This is a genomic window from Polyangium mundeleinium (genome assembly GCF_028369105.1).
Lineage (GTDB): Bacteria > Myxococcota_A > Polyangia > Polyangiales > Polyangiaceae > Polyangium > Polyangium mundeleinium.
In genome coordinates, this window is record NZ_JAQNDO010000001.1 from 7,371,955 (window position 1) to 7,387,242 (window position 15,288).

Consider the following 15,288-nt stretch of genomic DNA (forward strand, 5'->3'; position numbering starts at 1 on the left):
TGCCATGTCGACCCCCAAGAGCATTCTTTTTCTCTGCGTCGCGAACTCGGCCCGCAGCCAGATGGCGGAAGGTCTCGCACGGGAGATCTTCGGTGATCGCGTGCGGGTTCAGAGCGCCGGCAGCAGCCCGTCCCGCGTCAATCCCTTCGCCACCGAAGTGATGCGGGAGGTCGGTATCGACTTGACCACGCATGCGTCGAAGTCGGTCGACTCGATCGACCCTGCATCGGTCGACATGGTGATCACGCTCTGCGCCGAGGAGGTGTGCCCTGTTTTCCTCGGCAAGGTTCGGCGGCTCCACTGGCCGGTCCCCGATCCCGCGAGCAACGACCCTTCGCTGTCGCGCGAGCAGATGCTCGACCGTTTCCGCACGGCCCGCGGGCAGCTCCAGGCTCGTTTGGAGGGGCTCGCGGCGCTTTTCGACATCCCTCTTGCGAAGAGCACGGCGTGAGTCCAAGCCCAAGCATCAAGTTTCTGGCGGAGGGCGCGAACGGATAACCAACCATGAGGGGGCCCCCTTCTCACGTCCGCGAACCTGCGCGCCAGGGCCAAGGACGGAAAGGATCGCGTTCCGGGATCGAACGTGCCGCTCTTGCAATCGTCGCATTCCCGTCCGTTTGGGGGACTTCGTGGTGACGTCCTTTCGGAACCAGGTCAGGAACGCCAGATCGCCGCAGTGGAGGCCGCAAACAGCTCATCCGACCGGCCGGCGGAGCGCGGCCTCCCCCTTGCTCACCTAAGCATGTCTCGCCAGTGCTCGATGACTTCAGGGAGCGCCACGGCGACAAGCTGACGCGTTTGATGAAGCTGCCACTCGTCGGACGTGAGTGGATACATCGCATCGATCTCGACCAGCCCGCCCGACGGGGTGCGAAAGGCCGCATGCTCTCCGAACTGCCGCGACGGCGCAACGAGAAGCGCGAACACATGTGGCGAACCATGAACGGCCTCCGCCGAGTTGAAGACCACACCTCCCTCATCCGGCGCCAAGCCCGCGGCCAGGATCGCACTCGATGCCCGCTGGAACATGTAGGCGGGCCATCTCTCGCTTGGGTTCCAGTCAACGGGCAGTGACATCACGAATTCAAAGCGCCGATCCTCTCCCTTGGGCCCTTGCAGAACGACCTCCGCTTCCGCCTCGCCATGGAACTTTCCTAGCGCATCTCGCGCCTTGGGGTTTGTCCACGGATCCGGGGGAGGATCAGGGAGCTTGCGGACGGCGTTTGTGTACACCCGCTGCACCTTGTCGTCCGCGGACTCGCGCGTGTACGTCTCGTCGCTCTCGACGATGCGCTTGATCTCGAGCCGCAGGCCAAGGAGCTCGGCGAGCCAACGGAGGGGAGGCGGCTTGGAAGAAGGTCCCATGACCAAAACAATGTGCGGTGAGGCAAGAGGTAACGGAAAAAAATTGCATCCGGTAGGAGCGCGACATTTCGCCATCGCATCGCGTCCCGGGCCTCGTCGCGCGGGCGGGCGAGTGTCATCGACGCCTCAAGCGACCCAACTGTACCAATCGGTCACGAGCTGCGCGACGGAGAGGCTGCTGAGCCACAACGCTCTCGATTCGACAGCGTAGTTCCTCATGAAAATTCCATTCTTGTTCACGACTTTTTTGTTGTAAACGCTGCTGTAAAGCTCTGCGCTGTGGTCCATCATCGAAAACAGCGAGTGGCACCACGCGTAGATGACGACACCGCCGGCGAGCGCTTGCCTCGTGTTGGCCTGCAAAATCGCCGTGGTCGCCGTCTGGGGGTTCTGCCCGACGTCGACCACCTTCACCGCATTGCCGAATTGCGCCGCCGCCCTCACATCGTTTTGATAGAATGCCTTGTCGAGGACGAGTTTGGAACTCAAAAGCCCCTTGCTCTCGGAGACCGCCTGTCCAGCCTGTGTGCCGTGCCGTCCCGAGAACACGGTGAACGTCGCTTGTCCCTGGCTCTTCAGGTGCTTGACCAGTGTCGGCCAGGAGGAATCGGACGTTTGGGTCACGGACATGTAAAGGTTTCCCACCTTCACCCACGGGCACGTCGTCCACGGATCGTCCGCGTTGTTCTTGATGTGGTCCTCCATGAGGGCGAGCGGGGCTCTCTGGTCATTCTTTTGAATAATCTCGAACATGGTGCCTCCTGGACGCGTGAACAGGCGCGCTGCATGCGCAGGATATGGCAAAACGCCCGTGCCAGATCCATGAATTCCGCCCCCCCGCATGCCTGACCATTCCTCTCATCCCAACAGCCCTGCCCCATCGAGCTGTCGCAGCCTGCGGGCGCCAAGCGTTCGAGCCCTCGACCGAGGGGATGGATCCTGGCGGGCCGCCTGAAGGCTTGCCCGCGCCGCCGTGTCAACCCTCACGCGATCGAGCTCATGGACGACAACGCATGACACGCGCCGCCGCATGGTCGAGAATCAATCGCGCATGGCATACGTCGTCGGCGAGATCCTCTACACCGGGACGGACATGCGCATCGCGCGAGCCGCCGAGGCCAAGAGCGGCGCGCAGGTGGTCCTCAAGCTTCCGTATGGCGATCTGCCGAGCCAGCGCGCTCTCGAAGAGCTCCGGCACGAATACGCCGTCCTGCGCGCCCTTGAAGTACCCGGCGTCATCCGGGCGCTCGGCCTCGAAGAGCACGACCGCAAGCCGGTCCTCGTGCTTTCGTCCTGGGGCGACACCTCGCTCGCCCGCGTGCTCGATGAGGGCCCCCTGCCCGTCGGGGTCGCGATGCGCCTCGCCGCCACGCTCGCGCGGAGCCTGGGCGAGGTGCACCGGCGCGGCATCCTCCACCGCGACATCAAGCCGCACAACATCCTCGTCGACGCCGAACGCACGCAGACGTGCTTGATCGATTTCGAGCTCGCGACCTGGTGGACGCCCACGCTCGCCGAGCCGATGTCGACGGAGGCCGTTTCAGGGACGCTCGCGTACATGGCGCCCGAGCAAACGGGCCGGATGAACCGCGCGCCGGACGCACGGGCCGACCTGTACGCGCTCGGCGCCACGCTCTACCAGATGCTGACGGGCGCCCTGCCCTTCGACGCCACCGACCCGCTTTCGCTGATCCACGCGCACATCGCCCGCTCGCCCGTGCCTCCCCACGAGCGCGCGCCCGAGCGGGGCATCCCCGAGGCCGTGAGCGCGATCGTGCTCAAGCTGATGGCCAAGAGCCCCGAGGACCGCTACCAGACCGCCAGCGGCGCGGCCTGGGATCTGGAGCGGGCGGCGCGGGCCTGGGTCGAGACGGGGACGGTGGCGCCGTTCCCGCTGGCGAAACGCGATTGGGACGATCGGGTCCGCGCGCCCTCGCGCCTCTTCGGTCGGGAGCACGAGACCGCCGCGCTCGCAGCGCTCTTCGACCAGGCGTGCGCCGGCGCGACGGTGCTCTCGCTCGTGGCGGGGCCTTCGGGCGTGGGCAAATCGGCGCTGGTGCAGACGCTCCAGGGCGAGGTGCGCGCGCGCCGGGGCCTCTTCGCCGCCGGCAAGTTCGACCAGCTTCAGCGCAGCACGCCGTACGCCGCGGTGGCGCAGGCGCTGCGCTCGGTGGTGCGGCGGCGGCTCTCGGATCCGGCCGAGGTGCTGGAGCGCTGGAGGCTCGCCTTTCAGGAAGCCGCGGGGCCGAATGGGCAGATCCTCGTCGAGCTGATGCCCGAGCTTTTGCACATCCTCGGCGAGCCGAAGCCCCTCGTCGAGCTCGGGCCGATGGAGGAAAAGCTCCGCTTCCAAGCGACGGTGCTGCGCTTCGTGCGGACGCTGGCCACCGTCGAGCACCCGCTGGTGCTCTTCATCGACGACCTGCAATGGGCGGATGCCGCGTCGCTTTCGCTCCTGGGCGAGCTCTTGAAGGAGCCCGAAGGCCAGCACCTGCTCGTGGTCGGGGCCTACCGGGACGAGGCGGTGGGCCCCGAGCACCCGCTCCACGCGCTGCTCTTGGCCCCCGCGGCCCCGGGCGCCGCGACAGCGCGGATCGTGCTCTCGCCGCTTGACGAGGAGGCGGTCGCGGCGATGGTGGCGGACATGCTCGATCGGCCCGTGCCCGAGGTCGAGGAGCTCGCGCGGCTGATCAAGGACAAAACCGACGGCAGCCCGTTTTTCGTGGGGCAGTTTTTGCAGCTCCTGCACGAGCGGAAGCTGCTCGTGCGGGATGCGGAGACGGGGCGGTGGCAATGGCAACGGGACGCGATCGAGCGGGCGGGCATCACGGACAACGTCGTCTCGCTGCTCACCCGCCGTCTGCAGCGGCTCTCGCCGGAGCTGCGACGCGCGCTCCAGACCGCGGCGTGCGTCGGCGACCGGTTCGACGCGGGGCTGCTCGCGCACCTGCTCGGGCAAGAAGCGGTGATGGTCAGCGCCCTCTTGGCGGAGGCGTCACGCGAGGGGCTGGTGGTGCACGAGGGCGATCGGGCGCACGAGGCCTACGCCTTCGTGCACGACCGGGTGCAGCAGGCCGCGTATGAAGCGCTCACGGCCGAGGAGCGGCTCTCGCTGCACCTCTGGATCGGCCGAACGCTGCGGGCGAGGTACGGCGTCGCCTGCGCCGACGGGGAGCTCTTCGAGACGCTCTACCACCGCAACCGGGCCGCGGAGCGGCTGACCGAGGCCCAGGAAAAGCGCGATCTCGCCGAACAGAACCTGCGCGCCGGGCAACGCGCCAAGGCCAGCGCGGCCGACGCGCAGGCGGCGGCGTTCCTCGGGACGGCCGCGTCGCTGCTCGGCGAGGCGGGGTGGACCGAGGCCCCGGAGACGACCTTCGAGGTGCACCTGGTCATGGCCGAGGCGCTCTGGCTCGCGGGGCAGGTCCACGAGGGAGAGCGGCTCTTTTGGCGCTGCCTCGAACGAACGACCGACCCGCTCGACCGCGCGCGCGTGGCCAGCATCTTCATCGTGTATCTCCAGGTCGACGGCCGCTTCGCGCAGGGCATCGAGCTCGGCTTCGAGGGGATGGCTTGGCTCGGGCGCCCGCTGCCGCGGACCCCGGAGGAGCAGCAGGCGCTGTTCGGCGCGCTCATCGCCGAGATCGAGCCCGCCCTGCAGCGCATGACCGTCGAGGACTGGAAGGCGCTGCCGATGGGCACCGACCGCGCCCACGCGCTGCGGTGCAGGATCCTGGAGGTGCTGGGGCCTTGCTCCGCCTTCTGGATGTCCTCGCTGAGCCGCTGCTGCTGGCCGATGATCGTGCGGGAGACGCTGCAGCACGGGCTGACGAAGAGCTCGTTCGCCGGGTGCGTGAGCACGGCCCTGCTCCTGACGTACATCCTGGCGAAGGTGTCGCTCGGGCGCCGGCTGCACGAGGCGATGCTGGCGCTCCTCGAGCTCTACGACGTCTCGCGCGTCACCGCGCGCTTCAACAGCGCCGTGGCCTCCATGTACTGGATGCCGCCTTCGGAGGTGCGGGCGTTTTACGCGCGCGCGACGCGCACCGCCCTCGAAGAGCGTGATCTCGTGTTCGAGGCTTACTCGGAGATCCAAGGCGAGATGTTCCAGCTCCTCGCCGGCGCCGACCTCGATCGCACCGCACACGACCTCGAGCGCATGGTCTACCGCGACCAGATGGCCACGGGGTTTCGGAACGTCCTTTCCCGCTCGGTCGCCGCGCTCGCCCAGGCCCCGGCCGCGCAGACCGCCGCGCAGGCGCTCGAGGACATCACGCAGGTCGCGAAGGACACGCAATCGACGGTGTTCAGGGCCACGACGATGGCCATGGCGGGCTTCACCGGGCTCCACCTCGGCGCCGACGCGTGGGCGCTCGATACGGTCCTCGCCATCGAGCCGGACTGGCAAGTGTCGTGGGGCACGCCCATGCTCGTCGCGCTCACGCTCACGCTCTGCATCGCCGGCGCGGAGGCCCTGCCCGCCGCCCCCGCCGAACAGCGCGCGCGACGGGAGGACCGGCTCGCCTTCCACGGCGCGCGCCTCACCCTCTGGGCCGAGAGCTGCCCCGAGACCTTCGAGGCCGCGCGCCTGCTCATGGAGGCGGGCCGCGCCCGCGCCCGGGACGAGCACGACGAGGCCGGACGGCTCTACGACCAGGCCATCGAGCAGGCCCAACGCCACGATCTGATCAACGCCGAGGCGCTCGGCCTGCGCCTCGCCGGCGAGCACCGCCTCGCCCGCGGGCACCGCGCCCTCGGCCGCGCCTATCTCACGGCCGCGCACGACGCCTACCTGCGCTGGGGCGCGCGCGCGGCCGCTGCGTGGCTCGCCCAGCGTTACCCGGACAGCATCACGACGTCGGGCCGCCCGGCGCTTGGCGCCGGCGAGCCGCCGGACGCGGCATCCTTGCCGAAAAGCACGACCATCACCGCCCGCACGCTCAACGCGTCCCTGGACATCGCCTCCGTGCTGCGCGCCACGCAGGCGCTCTCCGGCGACCGCAACCTCGAATCCCTCGTCGGCCGTATGCTCCGCCTGCTCGCCGAGTACTCCGGCGCCGAGCGCGCGGTGCTCGCCCTCGTGCAAGGCGGCGAGCTCGTCCTCGCCGCCGAGCTCTCGGTCAACCCCGAGCACCTGGAGCTCTCGCTGAACGAGCCCGTCGCCGGCTCGACGCGGCTGCCGGCGACGCTGGTGCAGTACATCGCGCGCGGCAAGGAGCCGGTCGTGTGCGGGCGGGCGGCGTCCGACAGCCGCTTCGACGAGGACCCCTACCTGCTCGCCCACCGGCCCGGCTCGGTGCTGGCCGTGCCGCTCGTGCACCAGGGCCGCCTCTCCGGGGTGATGTACCTGGAGCACCCGCACGTGCAGGACGCCTTCCCTGAAGCGCGCGTCGAGCTGGTCACGCTCCTCGGCGCGCTGGCGGCGACGGCGGTGGAGAACGCCACGTTCTACACCGAGCTGTCTGCCTACAGCGAGCGGCTCGCGCGCGAGGTCGCCCAGCGCACCGCCGAGCTCGTGGCCGCCAAGGAGGCGGCCGACAACGCGAACCGCGCGAAGAGCGACTTCCTCTCCAGCATGAGCCACGAGCTGCGCACGCCGCTGAACAGCATCCTCGGGTATGCCCAGGTCCTCGGCAAGTTGCCCGCGTTGCCCCCGAAGGCCGCCGATTCGGCGCGTATCATTCACACCGCCGGCACGCACCTCTTGAACCTCATCAATGACGTGCTCGATCTGGCCAAGATCGAGGCCGGCAAGCTTCCCTTCCACCTGAGCGCCGTCGACCTCGACACGCTCCTCCGGACCGTCGCCAACCTCTGCTCGGTGCGCGCCGAACAGAAGGGCCTCTCCTTCGTGTACACGTATGTCGGCCCCAAGCAACTGGGGGTATGCGCCGACGAGAAACGCCTCCTGCAGGTGCTGCTCAACCTGCTGGGCAATGCCCTCAAGTTCACCATGCACGGCGGGGTGACCTTGCGCGTCGAGGTGCAGGAGCCGCCCGAGGATCATCGGCGCGCCGTGCGCTTCCAGATCGAGGACACGGGCCCCGGCATCGCCCCCGAGCACCTGTCGCGGATCTTCGAGGCCTTCGAGCAGGTCGGTGATCCGAGACAGCATACCGAAGGCTCGGGGCTCGGGCTTGCCATTACCAAGGAGCTCGTCGAGCGAATGGGAGGCCACATCGAGGTCCACAGCCAGCTCGGCCAAGGCTCCGTGTTCACGGTGACGCTCCGCCTGCTCGAGGCGACCTCCGTCCAAGGGAGCGCGGGGTTGTCGTGGGAGACCATCCTCGGGTACGAGGGCAAACGCCGCTCGATCCTCGTGGTCGACGACAACGCCGACAACCGCGCGCTCCTGCGCGACCTGCTCCAGCCGATTGGCTTCGAATGGCTGGAGGCCGAGAGCGGCGAGCGCGCGCTCGTGCTCACCCGCGAGCGGACGCCGGACGTCATCCTCATGGACCTGGCGATGCCCGGCATGGATGGGTACGAGGCGACCCGGCGCTTGCGGCAAAGGCCCGAGCTCGCCCGGACCGCGATCATCGCTTCGTCCGCCAGTACGTCGGAGGCGGAGCGGCGCACGAGCCTCCGCGCGGGATGCGACGACTTTTTGCCCAAACCCGTACAGGCCGGCGCGCTCTTGGAGCTGCTCCGCGCGACGCTTCAGCTCGAATGGGTGCGCCGCGCGGAGCAGGGCGTGGCCGCGCCCCGAGCCCCCAGAAACGATGCGGAGATCCACGCGCTCACGCCGCCGCCGGCCGAGGAGCTCGGGCGGCTCCTCGACCTGGCAGAGAGAGGGCTCGTCAGCCGGGTCCTCGGCGAGCTCGACCGGCTCGAAGCGAGCGACGCCCGGCTCGGTCCGTGGATCGGCGAGGTGCGCGCGGTGGCGAAAAACTTCCAGACCAAGCGGCTCCGCTCCCTGCTCCGGACTCAGCTCGATGCGACGTCACAGCGCGTGCGTGCATGATAGGATCCTCCGAACACGGATTCGCCACCGAGGTGAGGGCGGGGAGAACCGATGAGCCGAACAGCGCCTGATGCGGTGTCGTCGTACACCATCCTGATTGTCGATGATCTGCCCGCCAGCCTGGCCATGGCGATCGCGCATCTGGAAGAGCGCGGCTATCTGGTGGCGATCGCGCAGGACGGTGAAGACGCGCTCGATCTGGCCGAGCGCCTTTCGCCCGATCTGATCCTGCTCGATGTCTTGATGCCGGGAATGGATGGCCTCGCGACGTGCCGATGTTTGAAGGCGTCCGAAAAAACCAGAGGGATCCCGGTCATTTTCATGACCGCGCTTGGAGAGACGTCCCACAAGGTCGCCGGGTTCGAAGCGGGCGGCGTCGATTACGTCGTCAAGCCGCTCGAGATCACCGAGGTCATCGCGCGCATCGAGACCCACGTGGCCTTGCATGCGATGCGCGCGCAGCTCGAAGCGCAGAACGCAGAGCTCCGGCGGGAGGTCGCCATGCGCGAGGAGCTCGCGGCCGAGCTACGGCGTGCCCACGACAAGCTGGAGAAACGAGTCCAGGCGCGCACGGTCGAACTCGCCGCGGCCAATGACGTCCTGAAACAGGAAATCACCGATCGCAAGCGCGCCGAGGAAGAGCGGGAGAGGCTCCTCGCGAGCGAGCAGGCGGCGCGCGCCAAGGCCGAGGCCGCCGACCGATTGAAGGACGAGTTCCTCTCCACGCTCAGCCACGAGCTACGCACCCCCTTGACCGCCATCCTCGGCTGGGCGCAGATGCTCCTCCGCTCGGCCCCTTTGGACGCGGCCAAGGTGCAGCGCGGCCTCGAGGTCATCGAACGCAATGGCATGGCCGAGCTGCGGCTCGTCGAGGCGCTCCTCGACGTCTCCGCCATCCTCCGCGGCAAGGTGGACCTGAAGCTACAGCCGGTCCTCATCGCCCCGTTGATCCAGGCGGTCGTCGACGCTGCCATCCCGAGCGCGGAAGCGAAGTGCATACGCCTCTCGCAGTCGCTCGGCCCGACGAGCAGCAGGGTGTGGGGCGATCACGGCAGGCTCGAGCAGATCGTCCGGAATCTGCTGACCAACGCCATCAAATTCACGCCTGCCGGCGGGTGCGTGGCCGTCTCGCTTCGTGAGGTGGGGGCGATGGTGCAGCTCCGCATCAGCGACACGGGCGAGGGAATCGGCGCCAACGTTCTTCCCTTTGTCTTCGACCAGTTTCGCCAGGCCGACAGCTCGTCCACGCGTCGGCACGGCGGGCTCGGCCTGGGGCTCGCCATCGTGCGGGATCTGGTGAGAATGCACGGCGGCACGGTTCGGGGGGAGAGCGCCGGGGAGGGTCATGGCGCGGTGTTCACCGTGGACCTGCCTCTGATGCTGGGGGGCGAGGAGGCCGCTGGGTTGCCAAAGGCCGGCGCTTTGGAACGCGGCGCCGGGTCGTTCCCTTCGATCCTGGCCGGGCTGCGCGTGCTCGTGGTGGACGATGAATCCGACATGCGGGAGCTGATGCAGTGCATCCTGGGGGAGGCCGGGGCGGAGGTACGCGTGGCGACGGTCGCGCGGGAAGGTTTTGAAATCTTCGAGCGGTGGCGCCCGGACGTGCTCGTGAGCGACATCGGGCTGCCGGATGAAGATGGGTATGCGCTGATTCGAAAGATCCGGGCGCTGCCCGTCGATCAGGGCGGTCGAACGCCCGCGGCCGCGCTGACCGCCTACGCCGACCCGGACACGCGCGAACAGACGTTATCGGCGGGATACCAGGTGCACATCGCCAAGCCCGTCCACCCCACCTCGTTCAAGGAAACGGTCGCCAGGCTCGTTGTCCGTTCCCCCGACGGCCGCGCCTCCGGGTATCAATAATCGAAGAGGACGAGATCCACGCCGAGCTCGCGGGTCTTCGCCACCCAGCCCGTCAGCGCCTCGATGAAATCGGCGCCCTCGCCGTCGTAGGCGTCGGGGATCTTGGCGGCGAGCGCCGCGAGCCGGTCCCGGGGGATGAGGGTCAAAAGCGGGTACTCCGGGGTGTTGGGGATGGGAACAAACCAGGTTTCGTCGGGGTAGTTGAGGTCCGGGCTGTCGACGTCGTCGATGCCATAGATCGTCTTCATGCTGCGGACCTCGCCCGGAAGCCGGGTCCCCAGCGTGTGCATCAGCGCCACCACCGCGTAGCCGTACCGCGACGGAGGGCGATCGCCGAGGGCGCCGGCGAGGACCTCGTCGAGCGCGCCCGCGCTCGGATCGTCGATCGTCGCGAGATACTTGCTGTATTGCGCCGCGAGGACGCGCGCGCGGAGGCTCGCGTCGTTCGAGCCCCATGCCGCCTTCACCCGATCGATGTCGACGGCGACCGCCGTGGTGTTGCTTCCCATGCACGGCACATAACACGACGGGGGGGCGGATGTGCCATCCTCGCCGTCGTGCTCTCGCTCTTCCGCGCGCTCCTCCAGTACCTCCGCGTCGTGCTCCTCCCGCCTCCCGCGCCGCCTGCACCGCCGGCACCGCCTGCGCCGCCGGCACCGCCCGCGCCCGTGGGCGGCTATCGAACCTCCGCGCGTTCCCCCGACGAGCCTTCGCCCTGGCCCAGGGACGAAACACCGTCGACGGCGCGGCGCTTCAGCGCGGTCCTCCGCGCGTTCCACGCGTCCGGCGGGCAGCCGAGGCGCGGGACACGGATTGCGCGCGTCGACCCGCCGGGATTGCTGGAGGGATGGAGCATCACGAGCGTGCACGAGTATTTCTGGCAGTATCAGTGGTTCAGCGTGCTCTTCTTCCATCGAGGCCCCGAGCGGTATGTCTACGTCCCCGCGGATTGGGTCGAGAGGTTGCCCGTGGATCTCGCCACCCTGAGAGACGAGATGACCTGGCTGCGCACGCAGAGCGCCCCGGCGACGGCGACGACGACGCTGGGACGAAATCGCCTCCTCGGCTGCGCGCTGCGAGGCGAGCCCGGGGAGCATGCCTGGAGCGACGTGGTGCGCGGCGCGCGGGGGGAAACGAGCGTGGCCGATTGTGTTGATTTCGCGCCGCTCCTGCGCGACGACCTCGTCAGGGCCGCGGACACGGGGCGCATGGCCGAGGCCTTCGCGCTCCTCGATGTGCTCGCCAGGTTCGGGGGCATCGGCAGCGCGTCGGCGGATCTCCCCCGCGTCTTCGCGGGCGCCGAGGCGGAGGCGCTGCTCGTGGAGCGGCTCGGGCCCGGGGCGCGCGAGGACGTTTGCCGCGAGCTGTCCCCGGGCGCGCCCGGGGCGCAGCCTGCCGACGGGAATCGGGTCTTCGCGGCGCTCCTCGATCGGCACGTGGACTTCGACGAGAGCAGCGGTTCCCACGCCGATCTGGCCATCGGACGGCTCTTGCTCTCCGCGGAGGGGGACACGTGGAGCTACGAGCACGAGATCCTCTGGTCCGAGACCAGGGAAGGATCGCCCTATAGCTGAGCTTGACGTGACGCTCCGCAGCGTCGCAGGTTCAGACGTCGACGGTCTTCCATTGCACGCCCTTGATGTAGGTCGTCACCAGCAGAAATCGCCCGATCCCCAGCACCATGGCCGCGTCCACCTGGCCGAACTTCTGATCCTTGATCATACCTTCGAGCTTCTGGCGCAGCTTCCCCGCGCCGACCCTGCCCTTGCTGGCCTCGGCGATCGTCTCGGCCGGCTCCTGCTTCGATTCGAACATTTCGCCGAGACGCCCGGCCTTCGCCTCGTCCACGACGCCGGTGCCCTTCTCGATGCCGTCGAGGTACGCGATGAGGGCGGCGTACTTTTCGATCGTCGCCAGAGCACGGAGGGCCGCCTGGCTGGGGGCCTCGGGATCCAGCTCGAACCCGAACGCGCTGTAGTACCCGATGAGACCCACGGTGTTGGCGGTCAGCGTCACCCGCTGCGCATTTTCAGCGGCCCAGGAGAACAGGCTGCCGAGCGGACGCATGTTCACGCGCCTCCTGTACATCTGCCGGAGGCTCTCTTTCTCGTTCGTTCGGAGCCATTCGAAGAACTCGAGGTCGTCTCTTTCGTCCAGAATCTTGGCGTCGCTCACCTTCGTCGGGTTCCCCACGACCTCGGAGACGTCCATGGTGCTCCCGTTGAAGCGGACCTTCCCGAGCATGTACACGGTGCCCGAAGTGTGGAAGACGCTCACGAGGAGGTCCTGCTTCGTCCTCTTCTCGATCGCGGTGTTGAGCCCCTTCCAGTTGCTTAACCACGCGGCCGTCATCCCGTCCTTGCTGCCTTGCTGCTCGACGGTCTTCAGCCAGCTCGACATCGTGGCCCTGAACTTGACGAGCGCGTCTTCGTTGATGATCGCGATATAGATCATGGTCGCTCCCCTGGATGTGCGCACACCGACAAGAGAGACCATGAATACAGCAAGGACGCGGCACACGACAACCCGCGATACGTCCTCGCGTGTTCTTTGCTGCGCTGCATTGTGCGCGCGCCTGAGGTCGCGGCCACGATGCATCCGGCCATGCGCAGCCACGAGGGGTTCGCACCACGTGCCTCGGCCGCGGCTGCGTTCACGCAAATCGGTCGCGAGCACCTGCACGGTCGTCCTTGCATCGGCGCGAAGGCGTCCGTGCCATGGGCACAGCGTGGGATGCACCGGCGCAAAGGGGGCTGGGACGCCGTCCTCGCCGCGCTTGCGTCGATGCAAGCGCCGACAGGAACACGTCACGGCGACGCTTGCGCGCACGCAAGCGCTCTCGCGCCGCGGGCGTGACGTCCCTTGAACCCGTGCAAGGCACGCCGCGCAGATCGCTCGGAGCGCCTTGCACGCGTGCAACACCCACCGAGCCACCGCCACCGGACGCTTTGCGCGCACGCAAGGCGCGTCGCGCGCCCCCACCGGAAGACGTTGCGCGCTCTTGGGGCCCGTTCCCACGAGGGCTCCTTTCGCGCGGCATGGCCGCCTCCCACGAGATCGAGCGTCCACGGACGGCTCCGCGCCGGACATCCCGCCGATCCCACGGGACCGCCAAGAACATGTTTACACGCCCTCGCCATTCGCGGATAATCGCCCAATGGGTCAAGCCAAAATCCAGGTCTTTTACCCGATCACGCGGGGGCGCGTCGTGCTCAGGACGGAATTCGACTGGAATCGGTCCGTCGAGCCGAAGTACGTCAGCGACGATCACACGATCACCGAGTTCGAGATCGAATCCGACCAGAAGTACTTCTACTTCAAGCCATGCCTCGAAGGCGACGGCGGGCTCACCTGGTCGCAGGGGGACAACTACCTCGCCACCACGGCCGACACCTCGATTCGCCGGTGTTATCCGCACTTCTTCTGCTCCGCGCAGGGCACGTTCTCCCCGGTCGTTCGCGTGCCGGAGGGCGACACCGAGGCGAACCACCTCATCCGGGTCTACATCCCCCCGGGGTACGACGAGAACACGGTGAAGCGGTATCCCGTGCTTTACATGCACGACGGGACGAACCTCTTCTTCGGCGACGAGGCCTTCGGCGGCAACGAGTGGCGCGTCGACGAGAACGTCGAGCTGCTCCATTCGATGAACCTCATCGACAAGGTCATCGTCGTCGGCATCTACGCGAAGGACCGGATGTACGAGTACACGAAGCCGGGCTACGAGCGGTACGGCGATTTCATGGTGAACCAGCTGAAGCCCTTCATCGACGCGCGCCTCCGCACCCTGACCGATCCGCAAAACACGGCCGTCATGGGCTCTTCGCTCGGCGGCGTGGTCTCGTTTTTCCTCGGGTGGCATTACCCGCACGTCTTCGGCAAGGCCGCCTGCCTGTCGAGCACGTTTGGCTACCAGGACGACCTCATGGAGCGCGTGGCGTCCGAGCCCAAGCGGAACGTGCGTTTCTACATCGACAGCGGCTGGCCACGCGACAACTACGAGCGCACCACGGCCATGCGGGATCAGCTCCTCGCGAAGGGCTTCGAGTTCGGCAAGGACCTGCTCTACTTCGCCTTCCCCGGCGCCCTCCACAACGAAGACTCGTGGGCCGCGCGCAGCCACGTCCCGTTCCAATATTTCTTCGGCAAGGCCGCGCGAATCTGACACGCGCAGCTCCCCGCCCCGCCCGCTCGTCCCTCAGGAACCACGGCGCACGTCTTGCTCCGACGTGTCGCCATGCCATTCGGATTCCTCCTCGTCATGTTGCTGATCGTCGCGGCGCTCGTCGTGGGCATCTGGGCGACGTTCAGCGTGTTCGGCGTGCTCGTCACCCTGGCCATTGCCGCGGTCGTCGGCTGGATCGCCGATCAAATCGTGCCCGGCCGCCTGCCGTACGGCTGGGCGGGCGCGATGGTGGCGGGCCTGCTCGGGAGCTGGGTCGGCTCCCTGCTCTTCGGCCACGTGGGCCCCACGGTCGCGCGGATCCCCATCATCCCAGGGATCCTGGGCGCGGTGCTCGTGGCGCTCGTGGTGCAGTTCCTCATGAAGCGCGGCATCGGCCCCCGCCCGCGCGGCCCGGAGACGCGCGCCTGACCCGCACACAACCGGCCGTGCAACGGGCGCGACTTTTCTCTGGTCCTTGCCTATGGTTGCGCTCGCATGACGGTCGAGCGCGACGGGTACCCGCCGGTCGAGATGGGCCTCCACGCGGTGCAACGTGAGGGGCCCCTCGTCCATGTCGCGATACGTGGCCACACCTCGCTCGCGGAGATGCAAGCGATCGTCCGTGTCTACGAGGCGGCCCTCGACGAGTCCGGCTACCTCCTGATCCTGCTCGACATGACGGACGCGGGGGGCCTCAACACGCCCGCTCGCAAGTACGTCACCGATTTCGTCAAGGCGCACACCGAGGAGATCGCCGCGGCCGTGTACGGCGCGTCGTTTTCCCTCCGCATCACGCTGGAGCTGATCAGCCGCAGCGTCCGGGCCCTGTCGCGCCGGACCATCGAGGTCACCTTCCACGCGAGCGAGGTCGAGTGCCGCCGCTACCTCGCCGCGCAGGTCCCCCGCCTCCGCGCGCAGAGATGAACGAAGG

11 protein-coding genes are annotated in these 15,288 nt (G+C 68.1%); 7 read left to right on the forward strand and 4 right to left on the reverse strand.

Annotation, left to right across the window (positions count from 1 at the left end; all coding sequences use genetic code 11):
- Nucleotides 1-4: 4 nt before the first annotated feature.
- The gene (locus POL67_RS29270; RefSeq protein ID WP_271922979.1) at nt 5-451 is read left to right on the forward strand and encodes an arsenate reductase ArsC; all 447 of its coding nucleotides are present in this window, start codon (nt 5-7) and stop codon (nt 449-451) included.
- A 281-nt stretch (nt 452-732) separates the two neighbouring features.
- On the opposite strand, the gene POL67_RS29275 is transcribed toward POL67_RS29270, so the two are convergent.
- Nucleotides 733-1,365: a suppressor of fused domain protein gene (locus POL67_RS29275; RefSeq protein ID WP_271922981.1), complete on the reverse strand. Its 633-nt coding sequence runs from the start codon at nt 1,363-1,365 to the stop codon at nt 733-735.
- Between the two features lie 126 nt (nt 1,366-1,491).
- On the reverse strand, nt 1,492-2,118 hold the full coding sequence (locus tag POL67_RS29280) for a hypothetical protein (RefSeq protein ID WP_271922983.1): 627 nt from the start codon (nt 2,116-2,118) through the stop codon (nt 1,492-1,494).
- A gap of 298 nt (nt 2,119-2,416) precedes the next feature.
- Here POL67_RS29280 and POL67_RS29285 point away from each other — a divergent pair, with 298 nt between their 5' ends.
- Nucleotides 2,417-8,329, forward strand: a complete 5,913-nt coding sequence (locus POL67_RS29285; RefSeq protein ID WP_271922985.1) for an AAA family ATPase — start codon at nt 2,417-2,419, stop codon at nt 8,327-8,329.
- A gap of 51 nt (nt 8,330-8,380) precedes the next feature.
- Nucleotides 8,381-10,192 (forward strand): response regulator, encoded by a 1,812-nt coding sequence (locus tag POL67_RS29290; RefSeq protein ID WP_271922987.1) that lies wholly within the window; start codon nt 8,381-8,383, stop codon nt 10,190-10,192.
- Here the strand turns inward: POL67_RS29290 and POL67_RS29295 are convergent.
- Nucleotides 10,186-10,701, reverse strand: coding sequence for a DUF7691 family protein (locus POL67_RS29295; protein ID WP_271922989.1), 516 nt, complete (start codon nt 10,699-10,701; stop codon nt 10,186-10,188). The genes POL67_RS29290 and POL67_RS29295 overlap by 7 nt on opposite strands.
- Nucleotides 10,702-10,749: 48 nt before the next feature.
- Between POL67_RS29295 and POL67_RS29300 the strand changes: the two genes are divergently transcribed.
- Nucleotides 10,750-11,766 (forward strand): hypothetical protein, encoded by a 1,017-nt coding sequence (locus POL67_RS29300; protein WP_271922991.1) that lies wholly within the window; start codon nt 10,750-10,752, stop codon nt 11,764-11,766.
- A gap of 31 nt (nt 11,767-11,797) precedes the next feature.
- On the opposite strand, the gene POL67_RS29305 is transcribed toward POL67_RS29300, so the two are convergent.
- Complete coding sequence (locus tag POL67_RS29305; protein WP_271922992.1) at nt 11,798-12,646, reverse strand: hypothetical protein; 849 nt, start codon at nt 12,644-12,646, stop codon at nt 11,798-11,800.
- A 703-nt stretch (nt 12,647-13,349) separates the two neighbouring features.
- On the opposite strand from POL67_RS29305, the gene POL67_RS29310 reads away from it, so the two are divergent.
- The 3 genes from POL67_RS29310 to POL67_RS29320 all read left to right on the forward strand — a co-directional run bounded on the left by POL67_RS29310 (nt 13,350) and on the right by POL67_RS29320 (nt 15,281).
- Nucleotides 13,350-14,357, forward strand: a complete 1,008-nt coding sequence (locus POL67_RS29310; RefSeq protein ID WP_271922994.1) for an alpha/beta hydrolase — start codon at nt 13,350-13,352, stop codon at nt 14,355-14,357.
- Nucleotides 14,358-14,429: 72 nt separating this feature from the next.
- Nucleotides 14,430-14,786, forward strand: coding sequence for a GlsB/YeaQ/YmgE family stress response membrane protein (locus tag POL67_RS29315; protein WP_271922996.1), 357 nt, complete (start codon nt 14,430-14,432; stop codon nt 14,784-14,786).
- A gap of 66 nt (nt 14,787-14,852) precedes the next feature.
- Complete coding sequence (locus tag POL67_RS29320; protein WP_271922998.1) at nt 14,853-15,281, forward strand: hypothetical protein; 429 nt, start codon at nt 14,853-14,855, stop codon at nt 15,279-15,281.
- Nucleotides 15,282-15,288 lie beyond the last annotated feature (7 nt).

What these genes read in the sequence shown, in the direction of transcription:
- POL67_RS29320 (WP_271922998.1), top strand. Translation starts at nt 14,853, where the DNA reads ATGACGGTCGAGCGCGACGGGTACCCGCCGGTCGAGATGGGCCTCCAC.
- POL67_RS29270 (WP_271922979.1), top strand. Translation starts at nt 5, where the DNA reads ATGTCGACCCCCAAGAGCATTCTTTTTCTCTGCGTCGCGAACTCGGCC.
- POL67_RS29315 (WP_271922996.1), top strand. Translation starts at nt 14,430, where the DNA reads ATGCCATTCGGATTCCTCCTCGTCATGTTGCTGATCGTCGCGGCGCTC.
- POL67_RS29295 (WP_271922989.1), bottom strand. Translation starts at nt 10,701, where the DNA reads ATGGGAAGCAACACCACGGCGGTCGCCGTCGACATCGATCGGGTGAAG.
- POL67_RS29310 (WP_271922994.1), top strand. Translation starts at nt 13,350, where the DNA reads ATGGGTCAAGCCAAAATCCAGGTCTTTTACCCGATCACGCGGGGGCGC.
- POL67_RS29280 (WP_271922983.1), bottom strand. Translation starts at nt 2,118, where the DNA reads ATGTTCGAGATTATTCAAAAGAATGACCAGAGAGCCCCGCTCGCCCTC.
- POL67_RS29290 (WP_271922987.1), top strand. Translation starts at nt 8,381, where the DNA reads ATGAGCCGAACAGCGCCTGATGCGGTGTCGTCGTACACCATCCTGATT.
- POL67_RS29275 (WP_271922981.1), bottom strand. Translation starts at nt 1,365, where the DNA reads ATGGGACCTTCTTCCAAGCCGCCTCCCCTCCGTTGGCTCGCCGAGCTC.
- POL67_RS29285 (WP_271922985.1), top strand. Translation starts at nt 2,417, where the DNA reads ATGGCATACGTCGTCGGCGAGATCCTCTACACCGGGACGGACATGCGC.
- POL67_RS29305 (WP_271922992.1), bottom strand. Translation starts at nt 12,646, where the DNA reads ATGATCTATATCGCGATCATCAACGAAGACGCGCTCGTCAAGTTCAGG.